The organism is Geothrix sp. 21YS21S-2, from assembly GCF_030846775.1.
Taxonomy (GTDB): Bacteria; Acidobacteriota; Holophagae; order Holophagales; family Holophagaceae; genus Mesoterricola.
On the sequence record NZ_CP132910.1, the window covers coordinates 1,317,683 to 1,343,339 of the forward strand.

Annotated in this window: 19 protein-coding genes; 7 read left to right on the top strand and 12 right to left on the bottom strand. The window is 67.7% G+C overall.

Annotated elements, in window-relative coordinates; translation table 11 throughout:
• The first annotated feature begins 278 nt into the window (after positions 1-278).
• From RAH40_RS05990 to RAH40_RS06000, 3 genes are all read left to right on the top strand, one after another.
• Positions 279-797, top strand: a complete 519-nt coding sequence (locus RAH40_RS05990; protein WP_306601177.1) for a hypothetical protein — start codon at positions 279-281, stop codon at positions 795-797.
• A gap of 343 nt (positions 798-1,140) precedes the next feature.
• Positions 1,141-1,638, top strand: a complete 498-nt coding sequence (locus tag RAH40_RS05995) for a hypothetical protein (RefSeq protein WP_306601178.1) — start codon at positions 1,141-1,143, stop codon at positions 1,636-1,638.
• Positions 1,639-1,724: 86 nt separating this feature from the next.
• Positions 1,725-2,219, top strand: a complete 495-nt coding sequence (locus RAH40_RS06000) for a DUF1003 domain-containing protein (RefSeq protein ID WP_306601179.1) — start codon at positions 1,725-1,727, stop codon at positions 2,217-2,219.
• Between the two features lies 1 nt (position 2,220).
• Here RAH40_RS06000 and RAH40_RS06005 read toward each other — a convergent pair whose 3' ends face one another.
• From RAH40_RS06005 to RAH40_RS06045, 9 genes are all read right to left on the bottom strand, one after another.
• Positions 2,221-4,623: a prolyl oligopeptidase family serine peptidase gene (locus RAH40_RS06005; protein WP_306601180.1), complete on the bottom strand. Its 2,403-nt coding sequence runs from the start codon at positions 4,621-4,623 to the stop codon at positions 2,221-2,223.
• A 10-nt stretch (positions 4,624-4,633) separates the two neighbouring features.
• Complete coding sequence (locus tag RAH40_RS06010) at positions 4,634-7,378, bottom strand: pitrilysin family protein (RefSeq protein WP_306601181.1); 2,745 nt, start codon at positions 7,376-7,378, stop codon at positions 4,634-4,636.
• A 70-nt stretch (positions 7,379-7,448) separates the two neighbouring features.
• Positions 7,449-9,527: a S46 family peptidase gene (locus tag RAH40_RS06015; protein WP_306601182.1), complete on the bottom strand. Its 2,079-nt coding sequence runs from the start codon at positions 9,525-9,527 to the stop codon at positions 7,449-7,451.
• A 160-nt stretch (positions 9,528-9,687) separates the two neighbouring features.
• Positions 9,688-11,007, bottom strand: a complete 1,320-nt coding sequence (ltrA, locus tag RAH40_RS06020; RefSeq protein WP_306597942.1) for a group II intron reverse transcriptase/maturase — start codon at positions 11,005-11,007, stop codon at positions 9,688-9,690.
• Between the two features lie 740 nt (positions 11,008-11,747).
• A complete protein-coding gene (gene lspA, locus RAH40_RS06025; protein ID WP_306601183.1) occupies positions 11,748-12,248 on the bottom strand; it encodes a signal peptidase II in 501 nt (166 codons plus the stop codon).
• Positions 12,245-15,031, bottom strand: coding sequence for an isoleucine--tRNA ligase (ileS, locus tag RAH40_RS06030; protein ID WP_306601184.1), 2,787 nt, complete (start codon positions 15,029-15,031; stop codon positions 12,245-12,247). The genes lspA and ileS overlap by 4 nt, the downstream gene beginning before the upstream one ends.
• 75 nt (positions 15,032-15,106) lie before the next feature.
• On the bottom strand, positions 15,107-16,675 hold the full coding sequence (gene nadB, locus RAH40_RS06035; protein ID WP_306601185.1) for an L-aspartate oxidase: 1,569 nt from the start codon (positions 16,673-16,675) through the stop codon (positions 15,107-15,109).
• Positions 16,672-17,448 carry a DUF309 domain-containing protein gene (locus tag RAH40_RS06040; protein ID WP_306601186.1) on the bottom strand — a complete coding sequence of 259 codons (777 nt, stop codon included), beginning with the start codon at positions 17,446-17,448 and terminating at the stop codon, positions 16,672-16,674. Before RAH40_RS06040 ends, nadB begins: the two co-directional genes overlap by 4 nt.
• Positions 17,448-18,149, bottom strand: coding sequence for a MotA/TolQ/ExbB proton channel family protein (locus RAH40_RS06045; RefSeq protein WP_306601187.1), 702 nt, complete (start codon positions 18,147-18,149; stop codon positions 17,448-17,450). Before RAH40_RS06045 ends, RAH40_RS06040 begins: the two co-directional genes overlap by 1 nt.
• 109 nt (positions 18,150-18,258) lie before the next feature.
• Between RAH40_RS06045 and RAH40_RS06050 the strand changes: the two genes are divergently transcribed.
• The 3 genes from RAH40_RS06050 (at position 18,259) to tatC (ending at position 20,751) form a co-directional block, all read left to right on the top strand.
• Complete coding sequence (locus RAH40_RS06050) at positions 18,259-19,614, top strand: UDP-glucose/GDP-mannose dehydrogenase family protein (RefSeq protein ID WP_306601188.1); 1,356 nt, start codon at positions 18,259-18,261, stop codon at positions 19,612-19,614.
• Between the two features lie 96 nt (positions 19,615-19,710).
• Positions 19,711-19,899: a twin-arginine translocase TatA/TatE family subunit gene (gene tatA, locus RAH40_RS06055; protein WP_306601189.1), complete on the top strand. Its 189-nt coding sequence runs from the start codon at positions 19,711-19,713 to the stop codon at positions 19,897-19,899.
• A 24-nt stretch (positions 19,900-19,923) separates the two neighbouring features.
• A complete protein-coding gene (tatC, locus tag RAH40_RS06060) occupies positions 19,924-20,751 on the top strand; it encodes a twin-arginine translocase subunit TatC (RefSeq protein ID WP_306601190.1) in 828 nt (275 codons plus the stop codon).
• 223 nt (positions 20,752-20,974) lie between these two features.
• On the opposite strand, the gene RAH40_RS06065 is transcribed toward tatC, so the two are convergent.
• The 3 genes from RAH40_RS06065 to RAH40_RS06075 form a co-directional block, all read right to left on the bottom strand.
• Positions 20,975-21,364, bottom strand: a complete 390-nt coding sequence (locus RAH40_RS06065; protein ID WP_306601191.1) for a hypothetical protein — start codon at positions 21,362-21,364, stop codon at positions 20,975-20,977.
• Positions 21,365-21,441: 77 nt separating this feature from the next.
• The gene (locus RAH40_RS06070; protein ID WP_306601192.1) at positions 21,442-22,602 is read right to left on the bottom strand and encodes a DUF4388 domain-containing protein; all 1,161 of its coding nucleotides are present in this window, start codon (positions 22,600-22,602) and stop codon (positions 21,442-21,444) included.
• A 4-nt stretch (positions 22,603-22,606) separates the two neighbouring features.
• Positions 22,607-24,451, bottom strand: coding sequence for a tetratricopeptide repeat protein (locus tag RAH40_RS06075; RefSeq protein WP_306601193.1), 1,845 nt, complete (start codon positions 24,449-24,451; stop codon positions 22,607-22,609).
• A 185-nt stretch (positions 24,452-24,636) separates the two neighbouring features.
• Here RAH40_RS06075 and RAH40_RS06080 point away from each other — a divergent pair, with 185 nt between their 5' ends.
• Positions 24,637-25,656, top strand: a complete 1,020-nt coding sequence (locus tag RAH40_RS06080) for a carboxypeptidase-like regulatory domain-containing protein (protein ID WP_306601194.1) — start codon at positions 24,637-24,639, stop codon at positions 25,654-25,656.
• Position 25,657: the final 1 nt, after the last annotated feature.

Below are 25,657 nucleotides of genomic sequence, written 5' to 3' on the forward strand. Positions count from 1 at the left end.
CTGGCCGGCGGGACTTTTGCGGTCGGCGTCCCGGCTGCGGGATGACGATCCAGGACCTGCCCTTCATATGAGGCAACCTCGCGGGTGAAATCTGCCGGTGCGGAGTCGATGGTCCTGCCCGGTTCGGCCTTGGGGACCAGGGCGGCATGGCAGGGCTTGGGCAGGAATGCGAGCCATCGATTCCCAGGTTCCCCGGAGCCCTTGACAGAATGCCTGGGCAGGCCATTTTCACTAATTATTTATTGCCGTGCCCTGGGTCATCACGTTTTGGAGGAACCATGAAATTCAGACCATTAAGTCACCTATTCCTGGACATAGGGTTATTGAGCGCACCATTCGTTGCATTTTGTGGAGATGTCGTTGTGCTTAGGCCTGGCCAAAAGACATGGGGTTTCGATGTGCATAACGGCAAAAATGATGTTCATTTTCATAATTCAAAAGTTCATGTAGATGAAGGAATAGACCTGATTGCAAGGAGTGCAAATATCAGAAGCCGCAAATTTTATACCTTAGCCGTCATTTTCAGGTTGGAACATAGTAATGTCAGGAAATTCGGCGTCAGGAGGGTCAGGATGAATGAAGAATGTTTTATGGTAATGCAAACTGATGGCAATTTATGTATTTATGCCAAAAATAATGGGTTTGTCTGGAACTCGGGCAGCCAAGGGAGAGACTGCAGTTTGGTCCTGGAAGACAATGGCAATCTCTCAATTAAAGATGGTAATGGCATACGTGTGTGGATGGACAGGCGGAGATTTGACGAGCAGAGTATTCCAAGTATTGGAGACAGATATTAAGCCCCACCTCGATCCCTGAACCTGAAATGAACGGGTGCGCCGTTGGGCTTGGCCATTGGCACCCAAGGCGTGGCTCCGGGGTGTCCCGCTGCGCCTTGGGCAGGTCGATGCCGGCACCGTAGGCGCCGGAAGCAGTCCAAGGTCCTCCACCCCCCGCGTTCGGATCGCCTCGAAGCCGTTCCTGCCCGGGGAAAGCCCTGCCAGGCAGGCCGCCATCCCATTCCCAATCGGGATCCCATCCGGGCGCTTGGGAGGTGCCCGCCCAAGTCCTGGCTGAGCCGGGTGTGCATGGCAGGAATCTTGCTGCCGCATACCTGAAGGCAGGGTTTGCCCAGGAGTTCCCATGACCATCACCTCCGTCGGTTCCAGCGACTCCCAGAGCCTGGGCAGCATCATCCTCCAGTCCCTCGTGGCGGGCAGCTCCAGCAGCCACAACTCCAACACGTCCTCCGGCGGCCTCTACGACCTGCTGAACCTGTCCTCCGCCTCCCAGAGCCTGGCCAAGGCGCCGGCGGCGGTGACCCAGGCCATGAACGACCTTTTCAGCACCCAGAAGGACGTCGCCGGCGACATGGCGACCCTCAAGGGCTACTTCAAGGACAACCCCGGCAGCCTCACCACCCTCCTGGGCGCCCTCCAGGGCGGCACCAGCACCTACGGATCCTCCGGACTCACGTCCGATTCGGCCCTCATGGCGGCCCTGGCCAAGGCCAAGGCGGGCGGGACCGACACCTCCTCGGTCATCAGCGCCCTCATGGGCGCCCGGCAGGATTCGCTCCTGGACTACATCGGCGGCACTTCCAGTGCCTCGGACTCGAACCTGATGTCCGTTCTGGGCTGACCGCCCCCCATGCCTGACGCCGCCCGGGGGGACGGCGGAGGGCATGGGCCTCTATACTCGGGAAGGAAACGATCCCGAGGCTGCCCATGAATGACAGGAAAAAGGGCCCGGCGGCCCAGTACCGCCACGATCACCCCCCGGTGCGCAACATCAACGAGGTGGCCGCCCAGTCCATGACCCTGGGCCAGCGGGTCGCCGACAGGGTCGCGACGGCGGTGGGGAGCTGGCCGTTCATCATCGTGCAGAGCCTCCTGCTCTGCGTCTGGATGGCGGTCAACATCTACCTGGCGTACATGATGCGCACCCACCCGGGCTTCCTGAAGGCCTGGGACCCCTACCCCTTCATCCTCCTGAACCTGGTGCTCAGCTTCCAGGCCGCGTACACGGGGCCGGTGGTGATGATGAGCCAGAACCGCCAGAACGAGAAGGACCGCCTGGCGGCGCAGAACGACTACGAGATCAACAAGAAGGCGGAGGAGGAGATCGAGGTGATCCTCAAGCACCTGGTGCACCAGGACAACCTCATCCTCGAAGCCACGAACCGCATCGAGGAGCTGCAGAAGGCGCTGCTTTCGAAGTGAGCTACTTCGCGTTCTTCACGTGGCGGTCGAACCAGTCCACGGTCTCCCAGAGCGTGTGCTCCACGGACTCCCGGGCCTGGTAGCCGTGGCTCTCGAAGGGGAGCATGACGACCCGCGCGGTGGCGCCCAGGCCCCGCAGCGCCTCGAAGAGCCGCTCGGTCTGGTAGGGCACCGTGCCGGGGTTCTGGTCCATCTCGCCGTGGATGAGGAGGAGGGGCTTCTTGACCTTGTCGGCGTTCCACAGGGGGCTGATCTTCAGGTAGGTGTCCCTGGCCTGCCACAGGGTGCGGCGCTCGTTCTGGAACCCGAAGGGGCGGATGGTGTGGTTGTAGGCGCCGCTGCGCGCCACGCCGGCCCGGAACAGCTCCGAGTGCGCCATGAAGTTGGCGGTCATGAGCGCGCCGTGGCTGTGGCCGGCGACGCCCACGCGGTTCCGGTCCGTCCAGCCCAGCTCCACGGCCTTGTCGATGGCGGCCTTGGCGCTGGCCTCGTCCTGCTCCAGGAAGGTGTCGTAGGCGGTCTTCGGGTCGCCCACCACGGGCATGGCGGCGTCCATGAGGACGGCGTAGCCCTGCAGGGCCAGGAAGACGGCGGAGGCGCCCGAGATCCAGGTGAAGCGCTGGTCGCTGCCCGAGACCTGGCCGGCGGCGCCGGCGGCCGCGTAGTCCAGGGGGTAGGCCCAGAGGATGGTGGGCAGAGGGGTGCCGGGCTTCGCGCCGGGCGGGAGGTAGAGGGTGAAGGAGAGATCGACCCCGTCGGCGCGCTTGTACTTCACGAGACGCTTCCGGATCGCCGCGAGCTCGGGCACCGGGTTCGCGAAGCGGGTGCAGGGCGCGCTCGCGGAGGCGAAGGCCGCCTCGCCCTCGGCGGCCTTCACGCGCCTGCCCAGGGTGCGCACCTGGAGGTTGGGGTAGTCCGTGGGGGACTCCCGCTGGGTGAGGAACCGCCCGGCCTTGACGTCCAGCCAGGTCAGGAACCGCTCGAAGGAAACCCGGTCGCAGCGGAAGAGCCGCTCCGTGCGCAGGGTGGCCAGGTCCAGCCGGTCCAGGAAGGGCCGGTCCCCGTCCGGGGAGGCGCCCGCGCCCTGGAGATGGATGGCGCCGTCCACCACCTGGATGACGGGATGGCCGCTGGGCAGGGCCCGGTACACGGGGGAGCCGGGGGCGCGGTAGCGCTCGTCGGAGCTCAGGTCCCACAGCAGCTTCGTGCCGCCCCGGCGCTCCAGGATCCAGGTGCGGGTCCAGTGGAGGTCCTCGTCGTAGTCGGAGAGGAGGGCGCGGCGCCCGTCCACCAACCAGGCCAGGCCGGCGAACCGGGCCCGGGTGCGGGCCAGCTCCACGGGCGCGGCGCCGGGGGCCTCCGCCAGGACCCGGTCCCGGAATTCGGCCTTGGCGGCGGGATTGCCCCCGTCCAGGGCCTCCACCCAGGTCAGGGTGGCGGGTTCAGTGGGAATCCAGGCGAAGTGGCGCCGGCCCACGGGGACGCCGTGGATGGGCACCTGCTCGGCCAGGGGCAGGCTGGCGACGGTCTCCAGCACCCTGCCCTGCAGGTCCCACACCTCCACGTCCCGGGGGAACCGGGAGCAGTCGCGGATGACGGAGTAGGGCCGGTGGAGGCGGCTCACCAGGAGCCGCGCGCCGTCCGGGGAAGGCCCGGCGAGTTCGATGACGCCGGGGCGCCCCACGGGACGGGCCGGGCCGCCCGCGGCGGGGACCACCTGGAGCTGGCTGGTGGTGTAGTGGTCGAAGAGGTCCATGTCCACGGGCGTCTTCAGCACGTCGCGGGTCTCGTAGGTGCTGGATGCCACCACGAGCCCCGTGGTGCTCTGGATGCGGGGCTCGGGGGCCTTGGCTCCGGGGTCGGGCGCGGGACCGCGGTTTTCCGGCACGGCCTTCACCAGGAGGGCCTCCCCGCCGGGCATCCAGGTGAAGGCGCCGCCCAGGGCGGGGTTGAGCCGGAGCCCGTCCACGCGGCGCACCGCGCCGGTGGCGGCCTCGCCCAGCCACAGTTCCACGGCGGTGGCCGTCTCCCGCGTGAACGCGAAGCGGGTGCCGGAGGGATTCCAGCTGGGCATGCCGGCCCGGGCCCCGGGGGGCAGGTCGACCTTCACTTCGGTTCCGGTCCCCAGGTCCTTGAGGGTGTAGGCCACGTAGTAGAACGTGTAGCTGCGCTCGGCGTTGGAGCGCGGGTTCACGCGCACGCCGGCGAGCTTGACCAAGGGTTCGGAGATGACGGCGATGGACGGATAGGCCTCCCGGTTCACCAGGAGGACCTTGTCCCTGGCCGGACTCACCAGGGCCGACGGCGGCAGGGGCGCGTCGAGGACCTTGCGGATCGCCGGGGGCGCGGCGTGGTAGCCCTCCGCCAGGAGCGGAAGGGCCAGGAGGAGGGCTGCCAGTCGCATGGGTGCTCCGCTACTTCACCACTTCGGGGTTGCCGTCGGCGTCCAGCACCTTCACCTCGCCGAGCTTCAGGTCGCGCAGGGGCTGCTCGACCTTGGTCCGGTCGCCCACGATGATGTAGGTGCGGCCCTGGGCGGGGATGATCTTGCGGGCGGCCTTCATCAGGTCCTCGGCCTTGAGCTGGTTGACCCGGCCCACGTAGGACTGGAAGTAGTCGTCCTTCAGGTTCCAGGCGACGATCTCCTGCATGCCGCCCACCAGCGCGCGCACGGTCTCGTACTGGCCGGGGAGGCTCAGGGTGAGGTTGTCCTTGGCCATGGCCAGTTCGGCCTCGGTGACCGGGACGGCGCCCAGGATCCCCTTCATCTCCTTCTCCAGCTCCGCCACGGATTCGGCGGTCCTGTCGGTCTGCACCGAGGCGCCGGCGTAGAAGGTGCGCACGGTGCGGGTGTCCATGACGCCGGCGAAGGCGCCGTAGGTCCAGTGCTTGTCCTCGCGCAGGTTCATGTTCACGCGGGAGGTGAACATCCCGCCCAGCACCGCCTGCATGGCGCCCACGGCGGGCTCGTCCGCCTCGCTCCGGGGCGCGGCGGTGGCCACCAGGTTGATGGCGGACTGGATGGCGCCGGGCTTGTGCACCAGGTAGAGCGTCGTGGCCGCGGGGTTGGGGGCCGGGGGCACGACGACCTTGGGCGCGGCGCCCTTGGGCCAGACGCCCAGGTTCTTCTCGAGCCGCGGCAGGAGCTCGGCCATGGTGATGTCGCCGCCCACCAGGAGGGTGGCGCCGCCGGGCTTGAACCAGGCCTGGTGATACGCCTTCAGGTCGTCCTGCTTGAGGGCCGCCACGCGCGCCTCGGTGCCCGAGGAGGGGCTCCCGTAGGGGTGCCTGGAGCCGTACAGCACCGGGCCCAGGAGGCGGGAACGAAGGCCCTCGGGGCTGTTCTTCTGCTGCGCGATGGCCGCGAGGCGCTCCTTCTTGACCCGCTCAAGCGTGGTGGCCGGGAAGACGGGGTTCATCACCACGTCGGACCACACCGCCAGGGACGCGTCGAGGTTGGCCTTGAGGGCGCCCAGGAAGACGAAGGCCTGGTTGGTGCCCGCGCCCGCGCCGTAGGTGGCGCCCAGGAGCTCGAACTGTTCGCGGATCTCCTTTACGGTGCGGGTCTTCGTGCCCTCGTCCAGCATCGCCAGGGTGGTGGAGACGGTGCCGGGCCCGCTGGGGAGCTGGGCGTCGGCGGCGGAGCCGCCTTCCAGCATCAGCTCGAGCTGCACCACGGGCGCCTCGTGGCGCTCGGCGAGCACGACCTTGAGGCCGTTGGAGAGGGTGGCCCGCTGGAAGGCGGGGAGCTTCAGGGCCGGCACGGCGCCGGGCGCGGGCACCTTGGAGCGGTCCGCGTCCTTGGCGGCGGCCTTCGGTTCCACATAGGGGTGCACTTCCAGGATGAAGACGCCGTCGCCGAGCCACTTCCGGCCCGCGGCCTGGATGTCGGCGGCGGTGTAGCCCAGCATGCGGGTGGCGGACTTGTACCGCAGCTCGGGGTCGTCGGCCAGGGCGAGGCCGGAGGCGAGCATGTCGGACTTGCCGCCGAACCCGCCGATGCGCTCCAGGCTCTGGATGTAGCTGGACTGCTGCCGCGCCCGCAGGCGGGCCAGCTCGTCGGGGGCGGGGCCCTCGGCCACCAGGCGCGCCAACTCCTCCTTGGCGATGCGCTCGATCTTCCCCAGGTCCGCGCCGGGCCGGGCGATGATGCGCAGGCTTACCTGGCCGCTGATCTCCTGGGCGTTGGCATAGGCGAAGACGTTGGTGGCCAGCTGCTCCTTCTCCACCAGCCGGCGGTACAGGCGGGAGGTGCGCCCGCCGCCCAGCACGCCGGTGAGGAGGCTCAGCTGCTCGCCTTCCACGTTCCCCAGCTCGGGGGTGTTCCAGACCATGGCCAGCATGGCCTGGGGCACGCGGTCCTGCATCACCTGGCGCCGCTCGCCGGTCATGCGGGGGACCCAGACCTTCGGGCGGTCGATGGGCGGATTGGCCTTGAAGGAGCCGAAGTACAGCTCGGCCTTTTCCTTGGCCGTCTTCAGGTCGATGTCCCCCGCCAGGACCAGCACGGCATTGTTGGGGCCGTAGTAGGCCTGGAACCAAGCCTTCACGTCGTCCAGGCTGGCGGCATTGAGGTCGTCCATGGAGCCGATCACCGTCCAGCTGTAGGGGTGGCCCACCGGGTAGGTGCCCTTGGTGAGGGCCTCATAGGTCTTGCCGTAGGGCTGGTTCTCGCCCTGCCGCTTCTCGTTCTGCACGACGCCCCGCTGCTCGTCCAGGCGGGCCTTGTCGATGGCGCCCAGGAGGTGGCCCATGCGGTCCGACTCCATCCACAGCACCGTGTCCAGCGCGCTGGTGGGGACGTTCTGGAAGTAGTTGGTGCGGTCCGAGTTGGTGGTGCCGTTCATGTCGGTGGCGCCGAGCTTCTCCAGCACCTTGAAGTAGTCGGTGTTCTGGTTCTCGCTGCCGTTGAACATCAGGTGCTCGAACAGGTGGGCGAAGCCGGTCTTGCCGGGCTTCTCGTTCTTGGAACCCACGTGGTACCAGATGTTCACGGCGACGATGGGGGCCTTGTGGTCTTCGTGGACCACCACCCGGAGGCCGTTGGCCAGCGTGAAGGTCTCGAAGGGGATCCGGGGGAGCTGGGGAACCTGCGCCACCAGGGCGCCGGCGGCGAGCAGCAGGGTGGAACGTCCTAGGGCGCGCAGGGCGTACGTCATAGCTTCTCCATGAGAATTGGATGGGATAATAACGATCCTAGTCCGGTTGGCTCCGGATTGCTTCCTGGAATCACTTGCCGGTCAGTTCCTTGGCCACCCACCCGGCGTCCATGATCTTCACCAGGGCCTCCCGGATGGCCCGGGCATCCACGGCGATGGAGCGCTTGCTGGTGCCGTCGTACACGTAGTAGCCGGCCTGGGCCTCGATGTTGCTGTCGAAGTTGAGGCCCACCAGCTCGCCCTTGGCGTTCAGGACCGGGGAGCCCGAGTTGCCGCCCACGGTGTCGCAGGCGTAGGCGAAGTTGAAGGGGGTCGCCAGGTCCAGCCTGTCCTTGAGGTCCCACCAGCGCCTGGGCAGGGACCACACGCCGTGCTCGGCCTCGGGGCCCCAGCCGATGGCCCGGTCGAAGAGCCCGTAGAAGGTCGTGAAGGGCTGGATGAGGGTGCCGTTGGCGGGATAGGTGGCCACGGGGCCGTAGGTGAGGCGCAGGGTGAAGGTGGCGTCGGGGTAGATGGCCTTGCCGTACACCTTGAAGCGCGCCAGGGCGATGCGGCCGCTGTGCTCGTCCAGGACGCTCTGCACCTCCTCCTGCTGCCGCGCCTGGGCGGCGCGGACGATGGGGTCCAGGACCCGCGCGAAGGCGATGAGGGGGTCCTTGCACGCGGCCAGGGCCGGCGCGCCGCCTTCCAGCAGGGCCTTGCGGGCGGCGGGGTCCGCCAGGGCGGTGCCGGCCAGCGCGGCCTGCGCCGCGGCCTCGGGGGTGCGCCCGGCCAGGAGCGCCTTCACGGAGGGATGCCCCTCGCCCAGCTGGAGGAGGGCCTCGCGCAGGCCCGCGGCGATGCGCACCTGCTCCAGGTCCAGGCGCACGGGGGCCGGGTTGAGGAGCTTGTCCCGGGTGGCCTTCAGGGCGCCGTCGGTGTACTCGGGCAGGCGCTTGTCGGTGGGCAGCGCGGCCTCGGCCGGCATGCGCACGAGGGTGAGGGCCTTGAGGAGGAAATCGGAACCCAGCACGTCCCGCACCGCCAGCAGCGAGGTTTCCCCGAGGAGCTCCTTCTGGCGCTTGACGGCCTGGGCGATGCGGTCCCAGCTGGGGGCCACGGCGGCCTTGAGGGCGGGATCCCGCTCCACCTGGGCCTTGAGGTCCAGTTCGGCCTTCTCCACCTTCTCGAGGTTGCCCGGCTTGCGCAGGCCCAGGAGCATGCCCTCCATGCGCTTGACGCCGTTGTCGATGCCGTAGATGGCGTCGGCGGTGATGCGCCGGGGTTCGTCCCCGGTGGCGGCGAAGGCCGCCAGGGCGGCGCGCCGGCGCAGCTGGGCGGCGATGCGGGCCGGGATGGAGACGTCCCGGGCATAGCTCATCTGGGCGAAGGTCTCCTGCCGGTACGTGGTGCCCGGGTGGCCGGAGACCAGCGTGAGGTCGCCGTTGCGCAGGGGGGACGTGGCCCAGGGCAGGAAGGCCTCGGGGCGGTAGGGCGCGCCGTTCTCGTACACCCGGAAGAGGGCGAAGTCCAGGTTGTGCCGGGGGAAGGTGTAGTTGTCCGGGTCCCCGCCGAAGGAGGCCAGCTGCAGCTCGGGGGCCGCCACCAGGCGCACGTCGGTGAACTTGCGGTAGCCGTAGAGCCAGTGCTCGCCGCCGTGGTAGAGGTTCACGGCCTGCCAGGTGAGGCCCGTCTTCGCCTCCTCGGCCTTGACGAGGGCGGAGATGGCGTTGCGCCGGGCCTTGAGGGCCTCGGCCTCCGGCAGGCCCTTGGCGGCCTCCTGCACCCTGGCGGTGATGTCCTGGGTGGAGACCAGCATCATGAGCTCCAGGCCGGGGACCTTGAGCTCATGGGCGCGGTCGGCGGCGGTGAAGCCGCCCCGGATGAAGTCCTTGTCCGCCGTGGCCACCTGCTGGATGGAACCGCGGCCCACGTGGTGGTTGGTGATGACGAGGCCCTCCGCGCTCACGAAGGCGCCGGTGCCGCCGGGAAAGCGCACCGTGGCCAGCTGGAGGTGCCGGAGCCACGCGGCGTCCGGAGCGAACCCGTAGGCGGCCTTCATGCGCGCCGCGGGCACGTTGTCGAAGGTCCACATCCCCTCGTCGGAACGCAGGGCCGGGGCGGCCAGCAGCACGGCCAGCGCGGTCAGGACGGAAGATCGCAGACGCATGGGGACTCCAGATGACAGGGATATACCTCGCAATATGCTACACGAAATCAAGAAAGGAATTCATCCTTCTTCATCCCCGTGCAGTCGGGTAGGCCGGGGAGCTTGCGCCCCCGGCCCCCCTCAGATCCGGACGTGCGGGACTACCGCATCCGGCTCCTCGTCACGGTCGCTGAGGACGTAGTTTCGATGCGTAACTGATGGCTGGGGCCAGTGGGAACCGAGCCAGAAGCTTGTTCATGCGATCCCAGGTCATGCGGGCCCGCTGGGACCTCCGGTTGAGCCATCCACGCCACCTTCGCCCAACTTCATAGCGGAAGTGCGCCAGGGCCCTGGAGTTCCCCGTGATCCCGTAATACCTGAAGTGACCGACCAGTTTCTGGTTGATCGTCCGCCATTGCTCGCGCACCGGGAGGTGGCGGTGTTTGGCCATCCACTCCCCGATCTTCGTGAGCGCCCGACTCATCCGGCTCTTCGCGGTCTTCCGCTTCACCACCCACCGGCCGTTCTTGGCCGTGGCCCAGTAGTGGGTGAATCCCAGGAAGTCGAAGTGGCCTGGTCCCCCATTGGGGTCCCTGGGCTCCCTCGGCTTCCAGAACTCCACCAGCCGGGTCTTATCCGGGTGGATCGTCAGGCCATACCGCTCGAACCGCTTGGGCAGGACTTCCATAACCCGCTTGGCATCCTCCTCCTGGGCAAAGCCCATCACGAAGTCGTCCGCGTAGCGCACCAGGAAGGCCCGACCCCGGAGTCGGGGCTTGACCTCCCTTTCAAACCACACGTCCAGCACCTCGTGGAGGTAGATGTTGGCGAGCATCGGACTGACCACCCCGCCCTGGGGCGAGCCGGTTTCCGGGTGCGTGATGCATCCTTTCTCCAGCACGCCCGCGTTGAGCCATTTGCCGATCAGGCGCCTCAGAACGCCGTCCTTCATCCGCAGGTCAAGGATTTCCCGCAGCTTCCCGTGGTCCAAAGTATCGAAATACTTACGGATATCCACGTCAAGCACCCAGCCTCCCCCCATGTCCATCAACCCCTGCCAAATCGCCTCCAGCGCCATGTGCGCGGAGCGCCCGGGCCTGAACCCGTAGGAGCAGTCCAGGAAGTCCTGCTCATAGAGCGGTTCCATCACCATCACCACGGCCCTTTGCAGGACCTTGTCTTCGAAGGCGGGAATGCCCAGGGGGCGTTGGCTGCCATCCCCTTTCGGGATGTAGGTTCTCCGGACTGGAGGGGCCTTGTAGGTGTCGCCGTTCTTAGCCCGGTTCAGGAGGCTCTGGAGGTTGGACTCCAGGTTTTCCCCGTATTCCTTGCCCGTCACGCCGTCCACCCCGGTCGCCCCATCCTTGCGGGTGCGCCCGAAGGCTTCCTTCATCCAGTCCAGGTCCATGTGGTAGGCCAAGGAGGTGAAAGCCACCTCCGGGTGGATCCTGGCCAGTTCTGCGATCCGTTGTTGTTTCGTGGAGACGCTGTTGGATGTCATTGCACCCATTATCTTTCCCTTCAACGGTTCCGTGATCCGGCAGCTCCTTGGCTCCAGCGGGTCCCGGCGGCCCGGTTCCCCGCGATCATCGCTACTATGAGCTGCTCCGACTTCCGGCCACCCCTCCCGCGCTCCTTCGTTTCCTTCAGTTTGCGGTACCGCCCTGTGCCGGCTGTTCGCTCCCGCCGGGGGCGGCACCCCCCGGCGAGCCTGGGTTCGTTTTACGTGGCTTCCCTCACCACTGGGTTGTTGGCGGAGATGGCTGGATCTCCCAGGTTCCTGGGGAACCCCTGTGCACGTGCCCTGCTCTATGACCCCGGTGGGACCCTACGGTCAGGCCCTTGCGACCTTCGGGTGCTGTCTTCCGATCGGAGAACGGCGTCGACTCCCACGGTTGGATGCTTTCGGGGCTCCATCACACGGCCCATGCACTCCCTGTCTACGCTTCACGAGGTCGGTCGCCCTTCCCCACGCAAGACTCGGTTCCGGCTGCTGGCCAGCTTTGCCGGGCGGGGCTTGCTGCCTCCCCGCTGGGCTCCATTGCGAGGTTTCAGTCTGTCTTAGGTCATCCATCCTCCTCGCCCAGGCTTGGCCTGGCGCACTCCCCGTTCATCCCCGGCTAATTCAACGCTTACATCGCCCGGGCGCCTGGAGTGGGCAGCCATGCGCCGCCAATCCATGCGAGAAAATCGCCTGGGATGAACGGGGATGCGCCGGGATAAAAAATGATAAAAAAAGACTTAATTAATTCCCTTGGCCTGTTCCCGGCTCTTCAGCGCGGCAACGATCAGGGTCCATCCCAGCAGGATCCCCCCGCAGACGATGAAGCTGTCGGCGAGGTTGAACGTCCAGTAGTGCCAGCCCCAGAACTCGAAGTCCAGGAAGTCCACCACGGCGCCGTGGCGGAGGCGGTCCAGGCCGTTGCCCAGGGCGCCGCCCAGGATCAGGCCCAGGGCCACGCGCTGGATCGTGGGAGTGGCCTCCCTCATGAACTCCCAGCCGAAGTAGGCCACGGCGGCGATGCCGGCGAGGAGGAAGACCGCGCTGCGCACCCCGGCCGGGGCCCCGCCCAGGGTGCCGAAGATGGCGCCGGGGTTGTAGCCCAGGGTGAGGCTGAAGAAGCCGGGGACGACCACCTGGGTGCCCCGGTGCGCGAGCAGGCCCACGATCCAGGCCTTGGAGGCGTAGTCGGCGGCCAGGGCCGCGGCGGGGAGGAGGAGCCAGGGAAGGCGGCGGATCATGCCTGGGCCCGCACCACGTCCCAGCACCGGGGGCACAGGTCCGCGTCCTCGCCCTGGCCCGCGCCGCCCTTGTGGTTCCAGCAGCGGGGGCACTTGACGCCTCCGTGGGCCGTGACCACCACGTCCAGGTCGGGGGCGGCCTGCAGCTCCAGGCCGCTGATCACCAGGAGGTCCTGGGGATCCTCGCCCAGGCGCCCCAGCATGGCCAGGTCGGCGTCGGGGACCAGCAGGGTGACCTGGGCGTCCAGGCTGGTGCCGATGGTCTTGGCGGCCCGGTGGGGCTCCATGGCGGCCTGCACGGCCTGGCGGATCTCCCAGAAGCGGTTCCACTCGGCGGACGCCGCGTGGGGCGTGCCCGCGGGGAAGCGCTGCTCGAAGATGGAGTCCGTGGTGCCCGGGATGTTCTCCCACACCTCGTCGGCGGTGAACGTGAGGATGGGCGCCAGGAGGGCCGACAGGCCCTGGGCGAGCTTCCAGCACAGGGTGCGGCAGCTCCTGCGGCGGGCGGATGCGGGTTCGTCGCAGTAGAGGCGGTCCTTGATGATCTCGAAGTACTGGCCGGAGAGCTCCAGCTGGCAGAAGGAGTGCAGGGCCTGGGCGGCTTCCATGAACTGGTAGTTGCGGTAGGCGGCGGTGACCTGGTTGGCCATGTCGCCGAAGGCGCCCCACACCCAGGCGTCCAGGGGCGAGAACTCGCCCTCGGGCACCACGTCCGAAGCGGGATCGAAGTCGGCCACCGCGCCCAGGAGGAAGCGCAGGGTGTTGCGGATCTTCCGGTAGGCGTCCGCGGAGCGCTCCAGGATCTCCTTGGAGATGCGGACGTCCTCGTTGTAGTCCACGGAGGCCGTCCACCAGCGGAGGATGTCGGCGCCCAGGGTCTTCATGATCTCCTCGGGGGTGACCACGTTGCCCAGGCTCTTGCTCATCTTCTGGCCCTTGCCGTCCAGCACGAAACCGTGGGTGACGACGGTGTCGTAGGGCTTGTCGCCCGTGGCCGCGAGGTTGAAGAGCAGCGAGGAGTGGAACCACCCCCGGTGCTGGTCCGAGCCCTCCAGGTAGATGAACTTGCCGTAGTCCGCGCGGCTCAGTTCCGGATGGGTGTCGCACACGACGGCGGCGCTCACGCCGGAGTCGATCCACACGTCCAGGATGTCGGTCTCCTTGGCGAAGGCGTCGGCGCCGCACTTGGCGCACACGGATCCTTCGGGCTTGAGCTGCTCCAGGGGGAGCTCGGCCCAGGCCTCCACCCCGCCCTCCTCGATGGCGGCGGCGGCCTTGGCGAAGATGTCGGCGGTGGCCAGGGGCTCGCCGCACTCCATGCAGCGAAGCACGGTCAGGGGCGTGCCCCAGGCGCGCTGCCGGGAGATGCACCAGTCCGGGCGGCCCGCGATCATGGCATGGATGCGGTTGCGTCCCTGGGCCGGGACCCAGCGGGTGCTCTCGACCCCCTCCAGGCCCAGCTCGCGCAGGGTCTTGCCCTTGCCGGTGAGCTCGTCGTCCATGGTGATGAACCACTGCTCCGTCGCCCGGAAGAAGATGGGCGTCTTGGTGCGCCAGCAGTGCGGGTAGCTGTGCGTCAGCATCTCGTCGTGGAGCAGCGCGCCGGACGCCCGCAGGCGCTCCACCACCAGGACGTTGGTGTCGAAGATGTTCTTTCCTTCCAGCTCGGGGTCGTTCACGTCGGCCGTGAAGCGCCCGTCGGGGCCCACCAGCTGCAGGAGGCCCAGGTGGTGGGCGAGGTTGAAGTCGTCCACGCCGTGGTCGGGGGCCGTGTGGACCAGGCCCGTGCCGGTGTCGGCGGTGACGTAGTCGGCCAGCAGCACGGGGCTCTCCCGGTCCAGCCAGGCGTGGCGGGCCGTGAGGCTCTGGAACGCCTTGCCCTTGCGGATCTCCTTCACGTGGAAGGGGACGCCGAGGCGGCGCTGGAAGTCCTCCTGGAGGGGCACGGCCACCAGGTAGTGGCGGTCCACGGCCTGCACCACGGCGTACTCCATGTCGGGGTGCATGGCGATGGCGAGGTTGCTGGGCAGGGTCCAGGGCGTGGTGGTCCAGATGGGGAGGTAGAGGGGCGTGGGCAGGTGCATGCGCCGGGCCTCCTCGTCGGGCACCGGGAAGGCCACCGTGATCGCGGGGCTGGTCTTGTCTGCGTACTCCACCTCGGCCTCGGCCAGGGCGGTGCGGGCGCCGTAGCTCCAGTGCACGACCTTGAGCTTGCGGGTGACGGCCCCGCACTCGAAGAGCCTGGCCAGGAGCCGCACGACGTCGGCCTCGTAGCGGGGCTGCATGGTGATGTAGGGGTCCTCCCAGGCGCCCAGCACGCCCAGGCGCTGGAACCCGGAGCGCTGCGAATCGATCCACTTCTGGGCGTACACCCGGCACTTGGCCAGGAACTCGCTGCGGCTCATCTCCCGGCGCTTGGGGCCCAGGTCGCGCTCCACGGCGTGCTCGATGGGGAGGCCGTGGCAGTCCCAGCCGGGGATGTACGGGGACTCGTGCCCGTCCAGCCACAGGGACTTGACCACCATGTCCTTGAGGATCTTGTTCAGGGCGTGGCCGATGTGGATGGCCCCGTTGGCGTACGGGGGGCCGTCATGGAGGATCCTGCGCCCGCTGCCCAGGCCCGCGGCGTTGTCGGCCTTCTTGCGGGCCTCGACCCTGGCGTAGAGGCCTTCGGCCTTCCATCGCTCGAGCCGCTTGGGTTCCCTCTGGGGCAGGTCCGCCTTCATGGGGAAATCGGTGCGGGGCAGGAAAACGGTATAGCGTTTCCGGGTCGAGTCGGCCATGGCGCCCTCGTGCGCTGAGGGGATCCGCACAAGGATCCCGGGGGTTGATCCTCCAGTTAACCAAGGAATCCCGGTTCAGTCCAGCCGGTAGTGGCAGCCCCGGGACACCGGGTTCTGCAGCGCGGCCTTGAAGATGAGCCGGGCGCAGATGATGCCGTTGCGCAGTTCCAGCAGGCTGCGCGACAGGGGCGCCGCGCGGTAGAAGGCCTCGATGCGGTGGTAGAGGTAGCCCATGTCGCCCCGGCCCCGCGTGAGCCGGTCCCGGGTGCGCACGATGCCCGCGTAGTTCCACAGGGTGGTGCGGATGCTCGTCCAGTCCTGCTCGATGAGCAGCGGGTCGGGTTCCGGGCCGGGGGGCACGGGCCTCCAGGGTTCCAGGGAGTCCGGGTCCGGCAGCGCCGTGGTCCGGCTCTCGGCCGCGCAGCTCTCGCCGGCGCGGTAGCCCCACACCAGGCCCTCCAGGAGGGAGGACGAGGCCAGGCGGTTGGCCCCGTGGACCCCGGTGCAGCTCACCTCGCCCACGGCGAAGAGCCCCGGGAGGCTGGCCCTGCCGTCCAGGTCCACGGCCACGCCGCCGCAGAAGTAGTGGGCCGCGGGCACGACGGGGATGGGCTGGGAGAGGGGCTCCAGGCCGGCCTTGCGGCACGTGGCCAGGACCGTGGGGAACCTCGCCTCCAGGTCCAGCCGGGCCTTGAGGGGCTCCAGGTCGAGGTACATGCAGGGCTCCCCCGTGGCCGCCATCTCCTGGAAGATGGCCCGGCTCACCACGTCCCGGGGGGCCAGTTCCAGGCCTTCGGGGGCGTACCTCCGCATGAAGCGCTCCCCCCTGCCGTTCACCAGGTGCGCGCCCTCGCCGCGCAGGGCCTCGGTGAGCAGCGTCCGCGGCCTGCCGGGGACATAGAGGGTGGTGGGATGGAACTGGACGTACTCGCAGTTCACGATGCGGGCCGAGGCCCGGTAGGCCGCGGCCAGGCCGTCCCCGGTGGCCGAGGCCGGGTTGCTCGTGTGGAGGTAGAGGTAGCCCAGGCCGCCGGTGGCCAGGATGGTGCGCTTGGCCAGGCACATGCGCACCACGCCGTCCGGGCTCAGGCCGTAGGCGCCCCACACCTGGATGGGATCGTAGACGGCCCTCGGGTCCCGGCTGTGGTGGGGGACCGTGAGGAGGTCCACCAGGGAGTGGTTCTCGAAGATCCGGATCCGCGGGTGGGAACGCACCTTGGCGGTGAGCGCGGTCTGGATGGCCCGGCCCGTGGCGTCCTTCACGTGCCAGATGCGGCGGGCGCTGTGGGCGGCCTCGGCGGTGGGCTCGGGCTCCAGGGCGCCGGTGTGGTCGAAGTCGACCCCCACCTGCTTCCAGAGGAACTCCTTGCAGAGGATGGGCCCCTGTTCGGCCAGGAGGGCCACGGCCTCGGGCTTGCAGAGCCCGGCCCCGGCGGCCTCGACGTCCGAGGCCAGGAGTTCGGCGGAGTCGTGGGCGTCCGGGGGCGGCAGGCCGATGATGCCCCCCTGGGCGTACGCGGTGTTGGATTCCCCCAGGGTGTCCTTGGCCACCACCACCACGTCGGCGCCCAGTTCCGCGGCCCGGAGCGCCGCCGAACAGCCCGCGATGCCGCCGCCGAGCACGAGTACGTCGCAAGTGATCACATCAGCTCCCATTCGGGCCGGTCGAGGCTCCAGAGGCGTTCCCAGGGGGGTTCCTCGGCCCGCAGGCCGAATTCGTCCTCCAGGGCCGAAAGGCGTTCCCGCACCAGGTCGAGGGCGGCGCCGTAGGCCACGGTCCCCCAGGGGGTGGCAAGCTCGCCGCTCCCGCCCAGGGCCTCCACGGCGTCCTCGAAGAGCCCGGCCATGCCGGGCGCGTTCTGGAGCTGGTGGTGGTGGAAGCCGCCCGCCATGAGGATGAGGCCCTGGAGCCCGGCCTTGAGGGGACCTTCGGCCTCCAGCCAGAGGGGCTCCAGGGCGTCGTGGCATTCGTGGAACAGCGCGGCGTTGAACAGGGACACGCCCGCCGCCAGGGGATACGCCTCCCCCTCCGGCAGGCCCAGCAGGGCCAGGAGGGTCACGCCGCTGCGCAGGCTCACCAGGGAGGAGAGCGGGTCCCAGATGCGCTGGGGGACCCATCCCCCGGGGCCCCGGTCGGCGGTGTCGGGGAACCTCGCCAGGGCGTCCCGCCAGGCCCGCCCGGGGTCCTCCTGGGGGAGCATGGCGCCGGCCCGCGCAAGCAGCTCGGCCTCGGGCAGGCCCCCGGGGAACTCCGCCCGCACCCGGGGGGCGCCCAGGACGGTGGGCCACACGAGGAGCGCCCGGTCCGCGGGGTCGGCCAGGGCCGCCTCCAGGCGGGAGCGCAGGAAGCCCAATACCGGCCTCGGCAGCCCGGGCTGACGCTGCCAGAAGACGGGGGTGCGCGGACCGCAGGCCATCAGGTGAAGTTTCGTTCGGAGACGCCGATGAACTCGAGGGAGAAGTCGTCCAGCTCGGTCTGCCAGTGCTTGAGCTGGCCCTGGAAGAAGTTGTAGGCCATCAGGGCGGGGATGGCGGCCACCAGGCCCAGGGCCGTGGCAACCAGGGCCTCGGAGATGCCGGGGGCCACCGTGGCGAGGCTGGCGTTGCCCGCCGTGCCGATGCCGTGGAAGGCGTCGATGATGCCCCACACCGTCCCGAACAGGCCCACGAAGGGGCTCACGGCCGCGATGGTGGCCAGGATGCCCAGGTAGTTCTCCATGCGCCCCATCTCCACGACCGAGGCGCGCTGGAGGCAGCGTTCCACGGCCTCCATGCTCTTGATCTGGGCCTTCTGCCCCGCGGGGCCCGGGGCGGGACGGAGCTGGTAGTTGACTTCGGAGAAGCCGGCGGTGAACAGGCCCACGAGGGGGCTCATGGTGTAGTCCGCGGCCCGGCCCTTGAGCTCGCCCCAGTTGGTGGTCTTGCGGAAGACGGCGCGGAACCGCTCGGTGACGCCCTTGCTGCGGCTGAGCAGGATCGCCTTCTGCACGATGATGACCCAGCTGGTGATGGAGAAGGCTCCCAGGATCAGCAGCACCACCCGGGCCACGGTGCCCGCGTGGAGCACCACTTCCCAAAGGTTGACGCCCTGCCCCGCGATCAGGCCCAAGTAAGCCATGATTCCTCCTAGGGAAGTGATTCTACCAAGGCTCGCGGTCCGGTAGGGCAACGGATACACTTGCAGGAGCGCTCCCGTGCGCAAGACTGTCATCAGCGAGAGGTAGGATATGCAAGTTCTGGTCATCGGCACTGGATATGTGGGCCTTGTGGCCGCGGCTGGCTTCGCCGAAGCCGGGCACCGCGTGCTGGGCATCGACACCGACGCGGGGAAGATCGCGAAGATCCGCCAGGGCGTCTCGCCCATCTACGAGCCCGGGCTGGACGAGCTGCTGGCGAAGCACCAGGCCTCCGGGGCCCTGTCGTTCAGCCTCGACCTCAGGGACGGCATCGCCGCCGCCGACGCCGCCTTCATCTGCGTGGGCACGCCCCAGAGCGAGGACGGCAGCGCCGACCTGCAATACGTCCTCTCCGTGGCCGGCGCCATCGGCTCCGCCATGGGCCTGCGGCCCGCGGACGCCCCGCCCCTGGTCGTGGTGGACAAGAGCACCGTGCCCGTGGGCACCGCCGCCCGGGTCCACGCGGCCATCGCGGCCCGCACGGACCGCGCCTTCGAGGTGGTCTCCAACCCCGAATTCCTTCGCGAGGGCTGCGCCATCGACGACTTCATCCGGCCCGACCGCGTCGTGGTGGGCTGCAGGACGGACCACGCCGCCGGGATCATGAAGGGGCTCTACGCGAAGTTCCTCGAGGCGAGCTCCGGCCAGTGGCTCCGCATGGATCCGCCCAGCGCCGAGCTCACCAAGTACGCCGCCAACGCCATGCTCGCCCTGCGCATCAGCTTCATCAACGAGATCGCCGGCCTGTGCGAGAAGGTGGGCGCCGACGTCGATTTCGTCAAGCAGGGCATCGGCAGCGACCACCGCATCGGCAAGTACTTCCTGAATCCCGGGCCCGGTTTCGGCGGCAGCTGCTTCCCCAAGGACCTCCAGGCCCTGCTCAAGGTGGGCCGGGAGAACGCCCACCCCCTGCGTGCCCTGGAGGCCACGGTGGAAGCCAACCGCCACCAGAAGCAGGTGCTGGCCCTGAAGGTGCGCGCCCACTTCGGGTGCGCCTCGGGCAGCCCCGCGCCGCTGGCGGGCCGGAAATTCGCCCTGTGGGGCCTGGCCTTCAAGGCCCACACCGACGACATCCGGGAGGCCATGTCCATGGAGCTCATCGACAGCCTCACGGCCCTGGGCGCCCGGGTCGTGGTGCACGACTTCGAGGCCATGGACAACGTGAGGGCGAAACTGGGGGACCGGGTGGAGTACGCCGCGGACTTCATGGAAGCCTGCGCCGGGGCCGACGCCCTCCTCATCGCCACCGAGTGGCCCCAGTACGCGGCGGCCGACCTCCCGAAGGTCGCGGGCCTCCTCAAGGGAAAGGTGATGTTCGACGGACGCAACCTCTTCCGCCCGGAAGCCATGAAGGCCGCCGGCTGGACGTACCACTCCATCGGCCGGGTAACTGTCTACCCTGTATAAACTTACCCCCACGGTTCCATTTCATGCCAACCTGACATCGGCGTCAGGTTCCCGGTGGGGCCTCGAAGCCACTTACCAGACCAAGGAGAAGGAAGCATGGGCAATCTCGGTTTGACTGAAATGCTGCTGATCGGCATCCTGCTGCTGATATTTTTCGGCCCCTCCAAGCTCCCCGAACTCGGCAAGGCACTGGGCAAGGGCATCCAGGAATTCAAGAAGGCCAGCCGCGAGATCACCGACTCGGTCAAGGACGACGTGAACAGCAACACGTCCGAGAAGAAATAGGGCGGGGCGCCCGACCTCGCCTCCATGACGACACCCGACACGCCTCCCAATCAGATGTCCTTCTGGGAGCACCTGCATGAACTGCGGGTGCGGCTCATCCGCAGCATTCTGATCGTCGCGGGGGCCTTCGCCCTCACCTACTTCTTCCGTTTCCGGCTGATGACCTGGGCCCAGAAGCCCTTCATGGAGACGTTCAAGAGCCACGCCATCGCCCAGGCCCAGGCCGCCCACCAGCCGATCCCCACGGTCTTCGACCCCTTCGCCTACACCAGCCTCACCGAGCCCTTCTTCTCCCTCATGAGGCTTTCCATCTGGGCGGCCATCTTCGTGGCGGCGCCCTTCCTCTTCGGCCAGCTCTGGGGCTTCATCAAGCCCGGGCTCTACAGCCGCGAGCGGCGCTTCGCCATCCCCTTCGTGCTGGTGACCACGGGCTGCTTCCTGGGCGGCGCCGCCTTCGCCTACTGGAACGCCTTCGCCTTCCTGGGCGACATCCTCTTCAAGGAGGCCATGCAGGCCGGGCTGCGCACCAACCTCCACCTGGAGGACTACCTGGACCTGTTCATCTACACGGTGGTGGGCACCGGCCTCATGTTCGAACTGCCCGTGCTGGTCTTCTTCCTGACCCGCTTCCGCCTGGTCACCGCCACCTGGCTGCTCAAGTTCTGGCGCCACGCCACGGTCGCCATCTTCACCATCAGCGCCTTCCTGACCCCCGGCGACGTCATCGTCACGACCATCTTCTTCGGGGTCGTCCTGGAGGGGCTCTACTTCATCTCCGTCCTGGTCGCCTGGGCCGCGCGCCCCCGGAAACCGAGGTTGATCGACATCGAGCCCGGGGAAACCGAGTCGTAGCCATTCCCCGTCGGCAGTTCCCAGCCACTCGGCGCAACCCCGGAGCCCTTCCGGACAAGGATGAAACGGGAACTCCCAGGTGAACCTATCCCCTTTTATCCCATATATCTGCGTTTATGAATTGGATTTTGGGGAAAAAGCAGGATAAGGAATGGCTGGTCAAAGCCTGAGCCGGATGGCAAGACTCGCGATCGCACCAGGCCATTATCTGAATCCCTGGGCATCATCGCCTGAGTTCATGCATGCTCTTGTCCGAACGGAAAATATAGGTTGGCATCGAGTCATGGTTCTTTATGACGGTCAACTTGATATACCTATCCAACAAATCATGTTCAATCTCCCGAAAGTCCACGGCGCCCCATCCCCCTCCCGGCTTGCGCACCCGGACTTCCCACTTGGGAAGTTCGGTTGCGAGGACTTGAACGGTGTGGCTCCTGTGCGGATTCTCCACGCCACTCAAATCACACTCATTGAATTTGAACTCGATTCCCAGCTTCGGTAGGCCGGTCACGGATTTGATGCGGCCAAGGTAGTGAACCGGCGGAAGCGCCACCGCCGAGACCGCGCCCATGGACAGGATGAAAGAACAAATCACGGGTCTCAACACGTTCATGGCCGATTCCTCCCTGCGCGGGGTCCGGACATAAACATGTATAATTTATATTTCTTGTCAAGGCTATGGGTGCCTGCCTACTGCGGTTCCTGGCCGCGTTCCAGCGGCGTCGGGGGCAACGGATTGGGCTGCCGTGAGAAGTCCGGGACGACCATGTGGGGATCCAGGGTGATGCCCAGGGATTCCGCCAGCTTCCTGCCGCCGTCGGCGGGGGAGGCCATGCGGAAGGCCCAGACCTGCCGCGCCATGGTGGCGGGGTCCGTGGAGACCTGCACGTCGGCGCGCTGGAGGCTCGCGAGACCCTGGTTGGCGGAGGCCCTGGAATGGGGCACGTAGAAGGCCAGCGGGAACGCCAGGAAGACGGCGACGGCGGGCCAGAAGAGCCAGGACGGGCCCTGCGGAGGGGCGGCCTCCCTGCCCATCATGGCGGGGGGGAGGACCCACACGGAGGGCTTGCGCTCCTCGGCCTCGGTGGAGACCTCCAGGACGCCGGCCTCCAGGAGCTGGGCGATGATCTTGCAGGTGTCCAGTTCGTCATAGCGGCTGATCTGGAGCACGTTCTGGATGCTGGTGGAGCTGGAGAAGTAGGTGAGGACCGTCTCCTGCTCGTGGGTGAGGCCGGAGCCCTCCACGTTCATGGAGCCGCCGTCCAGGACCGTCGACAGGTCCTTGTCGATGTCCAGGTTCAGCGCCGCGCCGTAGGGGGTCTTGCGCAGGGGGAGGCCGTTGTCCGGGAGGCGCCGCTGCACCTCGGGCCACTCGTCCATGATCCGCGCCGCCTCCATGAGGACGGTGTCCACGGGGATGGCCGGGAAGTTCTCGCGGTCCAGCTCCTGGGGCAGGATGGAGTCGAAGCGGTAGTCCCCCTCCACCCACCGGAAGGTACGGTAGATGATCGACATGGCCTGGTTGAACAGGGCGTCCTGGAGGTCCTGGGGCGAGACCCGGCCCGATTCCAGGAGCAGGGTGCCCATGCGCTTGAGGGTCTGGCGCTGGCGGTGGATCATGCCCATGAGCTCTTCGCCCGAGAGCCTGCCCAGGCGCACCAGCATGGCGCCGACGCGGTCCTCCATGCGCACCTGGTTGGAGTCGCAGCCGACGATCTCCCCCTGGTCGAAGAAGATCTTCACGAACTCCTGGGCGCGGGAGAGCACGAGGGTCCCGCTCTTCCCCTGGGTCTTGATCATGTTGAACAGGGAGAAGAGATCGAAATCTCGGAGGGAGCCTTCCAGAGCCATTCGCCTATCCCCTTCTCGGCAGGAGCTTCAACCAGGAACGAAGAAAGAGCACCGCCAGCAGCATAAGCCCGAGGGGCATCCAGATGGAAGCCGGATCCGGAAGCACTTCCCCGGGGTAGCGCACGGAGCGGCCCGTGGCGAGCACGATCCCCAGGGCGAAGCAGAAGAAGGAATACTCCAGCAGACCTTCCCGCGTCTCCCCGATGAGCACCAGGTCGGCTCCCGGCAGCAGCACGATGAGGCAGCGGTGGAGCCAGCGCTGGGCGGACTGGAAGGCCCCCACCTCCTCCACCTTCTTCTTCCGGCTCTCCCCGTGGAGGCCGTCCTTGAGCACGAAGAGGTGGTGGCACTTGGAGCACACGAACGAATCCGGGCTGTCGGTGGTGTGGAAGGGATCCCCGCAGCGCGTGCACTGGGACGGGTGCGCCTCGCTGATGCTCTTCTTGAGCCGGAAGTAGAAGGCCACCGCCGCCGCGAGCGGGAGGAGGAAGTTGAAAATCAGCAGCAGGTTCTTGGTGCGGCCGGGACCGTGCTCCGCGGGCGTCTCCTGGAACCTGGCCAGCGCCGCCACCCGTTCCGGACTGTCCGGCAGGGGGAGCGCGAAGGTTCGCTGGTCGTTCCGGGCCTGGTTGGCGGCCAGGATCCGGTTGAAGGTGTCCGGCGCGACCCGCCTGGCGTCCTCCTGCTTGGAGAAGCCCAGGGGGCCGTCCATCTGGCGGAAGGCCACCACGCTCTGGTTGAGGAGGATCTCGCCCCGGTCGGGGCCGAGGAGGGCCGCCTCGTCGAAGCAGGCCTGGGCCCCGGCGAGATCGCCCAGCTGGTACCGGGCCACGCCCAGGTTGTTGAGGACCTCCGCGCGGTCGGGGTGGTTCCTGCGCAGGGACTCGAAGGTGGCCAGGGCCTTGGACCATTCCTGGAATTCGAGCTGCCGCCAGCCCTCCAGGAAGGTGCGGTCACCCTGGGGCAGCATGGCCAGGGAACGCTCCATCCCCGCCAGGGGCTGGGGGCGCAGCTGGAGGGTCACGATGCTGGGGCTGGGCCTCACGGCGGCCATGGGCTCCAGGAGGGAGAGCGCCGGATGGACCAGCTGCAGGAGGAGGATGAAGAGGGTCGCCCGGATCTCCAGGGGCAGGAGGAAGGGGGCCAGGAGCCAGAGCCAGACCATGGCCACGATGCCGGGATCCAGGCCGAAGATCACCGGCAGGGTGATCAGGAACGCCCCCAGGAGGGCCATCACATGGGGATTCATGGCGCCGCGGCGCAGCGGCTCCTCCCAGATGTTGCGGAACACGCGGCGGTAGCGGATGCCGAGGGTGAGCGCGAATCCCCAGAGGAGCAGCGTGGCCAGGAGGCGGAGCCACGCCATGTGCTGGACGGTCCACAGCCACCGGTGGTAGGGGTTGGCCAGCCGCAGGCGGGTGAGTTCCAGGACCTCCCCGATGCTCCAGAGGTACCCCTGGGGGCCCTGCTGGCGCATGAGGATCACCCGGGCGCCCATGAGCGTCGGGTTCCGGGGGGCCCAGCGTTCCACGGTGTCGATGACCTTCAGCCCCAGGGCCGGTTCGCCCTGGGCGCCCAGGTCCCTGGCGTAGATGGCCATGGACTCCACCAGGGGCAGCACGTCCAGGGTGCCGTAGGTCCTGCGGAGCAGTTCCACATCCTGGACCGCGGCCTGGATGGCCCCGGGATCGCCGGAGCGGAAGGCCGGCTTGAGCCGCTCGGCGCAGTGGCTCATGGCCACGGCCGGCATCAGGTCCTGATGGGCGCGGGACGAAGGATCGGGCGGAGCCGCGCCCAGACTGCCGGCAAGCACGAGGAGGAGCGCCCCAAGCAGCAGACTAAACCTCATTTTTGAAGCGTTTATCACTGCGTTGACGAATCTGGCGGTCACGGATTCCAACTCAGGGATGGACGACCGTGTAACCGTTGCAATCATGGTCACTCCGTGGGTTGAAGGCAGCGTATCACAGTTCACCTCCAGGCCACTTCTCAAACCCTTGCATAAATGGGACCATGGGGTTATTCGGAGGCAATATGCGAAACCTCATTACGGCCATCATGATCCCTGCGGTCTGCCTGACGCTGGCGGCCGAAAGCACCGGTCGGATCGGCGGCAAGATCACCAACAAGGAAGGCAAGCCCGTGGCCGGGGCCGTCATCACGCTCAGCCGTTCCGACATCAACTGGACCAAGGAACTCAAGGCCGACGAAAAGGGCAGCTACCTGCAGGTGGGCCTCGAGCCCAAGGACTTCACCTTCTCCGTTTCCGCCCCCGGGTACCAGACCCAGAAGCAGACCCTCAAGGTCAAGCTCGCCGACATCACCACCGTCAACGTCGTCCTGCTCACCCCCCAGCAGGCCTCGGAGGAGGCCCTCAAGGCCAACCTCGCGAACCTGCCCGCCGGCGAAGGCAAGTCCATGTCCGCATCCGCCTCCTTCAACGCGGCCGTCGAGCTCTACAACGCCCAGAAGTTCGCCGAGGCCGTGCCCCTGGTCACGTCCGCCCTGGCCGACTTCAAGGAGGCCATGACGGCCCTGAAGGACGAGGAAGCCCGAGCCGGGATCGAGAAGAACCTCCCCACCGTCGAGCGCGTGCTGGGCATCTCCCTCTACGAGGCCGGCAAGGCCGACCCCGCCCAGAAGGACCAGATGCTCAAGGCCGAGCCCTACCTCGCCAACGCCTACAAGCGCAACCCCAAGGATCAGCGCGTGCTCGTGGCCCTCCTCGAGATCGCCAAGGTCAAGAACGACGCCGAGGGCATCAAGACCTACCAGGCCGCCATCGACGCCGTCATGGGCCCCCGGCCCGAGCTGGCCTACAACGACGGCGTCGCCGCCTTCAACGCCGGCAAGTTCAAGGAAGCCAAGACCTTCGTCACCAAGGCCATCTCCCTGGACCCCAAGTTCGCCGACAGCTACTGGCTGCTGGGCGTGGTCGAGTTCAGCCTCGAGAACGTCAAGGGCGCCAAGGAGGCCTTCAAGAAGTACATGGAGATCGCCCCCACCGGGAAGAAGGCCGGCGAGGTCAAGGAATTCCTCAAGGAACTCAAGTAGT

Bases quoted from the DNA above. Each gene is read 5' to 3' on its own strand.
- RAH40_RS05990 (WP_306601177.1), top strand. From the start codon at position 279: ATGAAATTCAGACCATTAAGTCACCTATTCCTGGACATAGGGTTATTG.
- RAH40_RS05995 (WP_306601178.1), top strand. From the start codon at position 1,141: ATGACCATCACCTCCGTCGGTTCCAGCGACTCCCAGAGCCTGGGCAGC.
- RAH40_RS06000 (WP_306601179.1), top strand. From the start codon at position 1,725: ATGAATGACAGGAAAAAGGGCCCGGCGGCCCAGTACCGCCACGATCAC.
- RAH40_RS06005 (WP_306601180.1), bottom strand. From the start codon at position 4,623: ATGCGACTGGCAGCCCTCCTCCTGGCCCTTCCGCTCCTGGCGGAGGGC.
- RAH40_RS06010 (WP_306601181.1), bottom strand. From the start codon at position 7,378: ATGACGTACGCCCTGCGCGCCCTAGGACGTTCCACCCTGCTGCTCGCC.
- RAH40_RS06015 (WP_306601182.1), bottom strand. From the start codon at position 9,527: ATGCGTCTGCGATCTTCCGTCCTGACCGCGCTGGCCGTGCTGCTGGCC.
- ltrA (WP_306597942.1), bottom strand. From the start codon at position 11,007: ATGACATCCAACAGCGTCTCCACGAAACAACAACGGATCGCAGAACTG.
- lspA (WP_306601183.1), bottom strand. From the start codon at position 12,248: ATGATCCGCCGCCTTCCCTGGCTCCTCCTCCCCGCCGCGGCCCTGGCC.
- ileS (WP_306601184.1), bottom strand. From the start codon at position 15,031: ATGGCCGACTCGACCCGGAAACGCTATACCGTTTTCCTGCCCCGCACC.
- RAH40_RS06040 (WP_306601186.1), bottom strand. From the start codon at position 17,448: ATGGCCTGCGGTCCGCGCACCCCCGTCTTCTGGCAGCGTCAGCCCGGG.
- RAH40_RS06045 (WP_306601187.1), bottom strand. From the start codon at position 18,149: ATGGCTTACTTGGGCCTGATCGCGGGGCAGGGCGTCAACCTTTGGGAA.
- RAH40_RS06050 (WP_306601188.1), top strand. From the start codon at position 18,259: ATGCAAGTTCTGGTCATCGGCACTGGATATGTGGGCCTTGTGGCCGCG.
- tatA (WP_306601189.1), top strand. From the start codon at position 19,711: ATGGGCAATCTCGGTTTGACTGAAATGCTGCTGATCGGCATCCTGCTG.
- tatC (WP_306601190.1), top strand. From the start codon at position 19,924: ATGACGACACCCGACACGCCTCCCAATCAGATGTCCTTCTGGGAGCAC.
- RAH40_RS06065 (WP_306601191.1), bottom strand. From the start codon at position 21,364: ATGAACGTGTTGAGACCCGTGATTTGTTCTTTCATCCTGTCCATGGGC.
- RAH40_RS06070 (WP_306601192.1), bottom strand. From the start codon at position 22,602: ATGGCTCTGGAAGGCTCCCTCCGAGATTTCGATCTCTTCTCCCTGTTC.
- RAH40_RS06075 (WP_306601193.1), bottom strand. From the start codon at position 24,451: ATGAGGTTTAGTCTGCTGCTTGGGGCGCTCCTCCTCGTGCTTGCCGGC.
- RAH40_RS06080 (WP_306601194.1), top strand. From the start codon at position 24,637: ATGCGAAACCTCATTACGGCCATCATGATCCCTGCGGTCTGCCTGACG.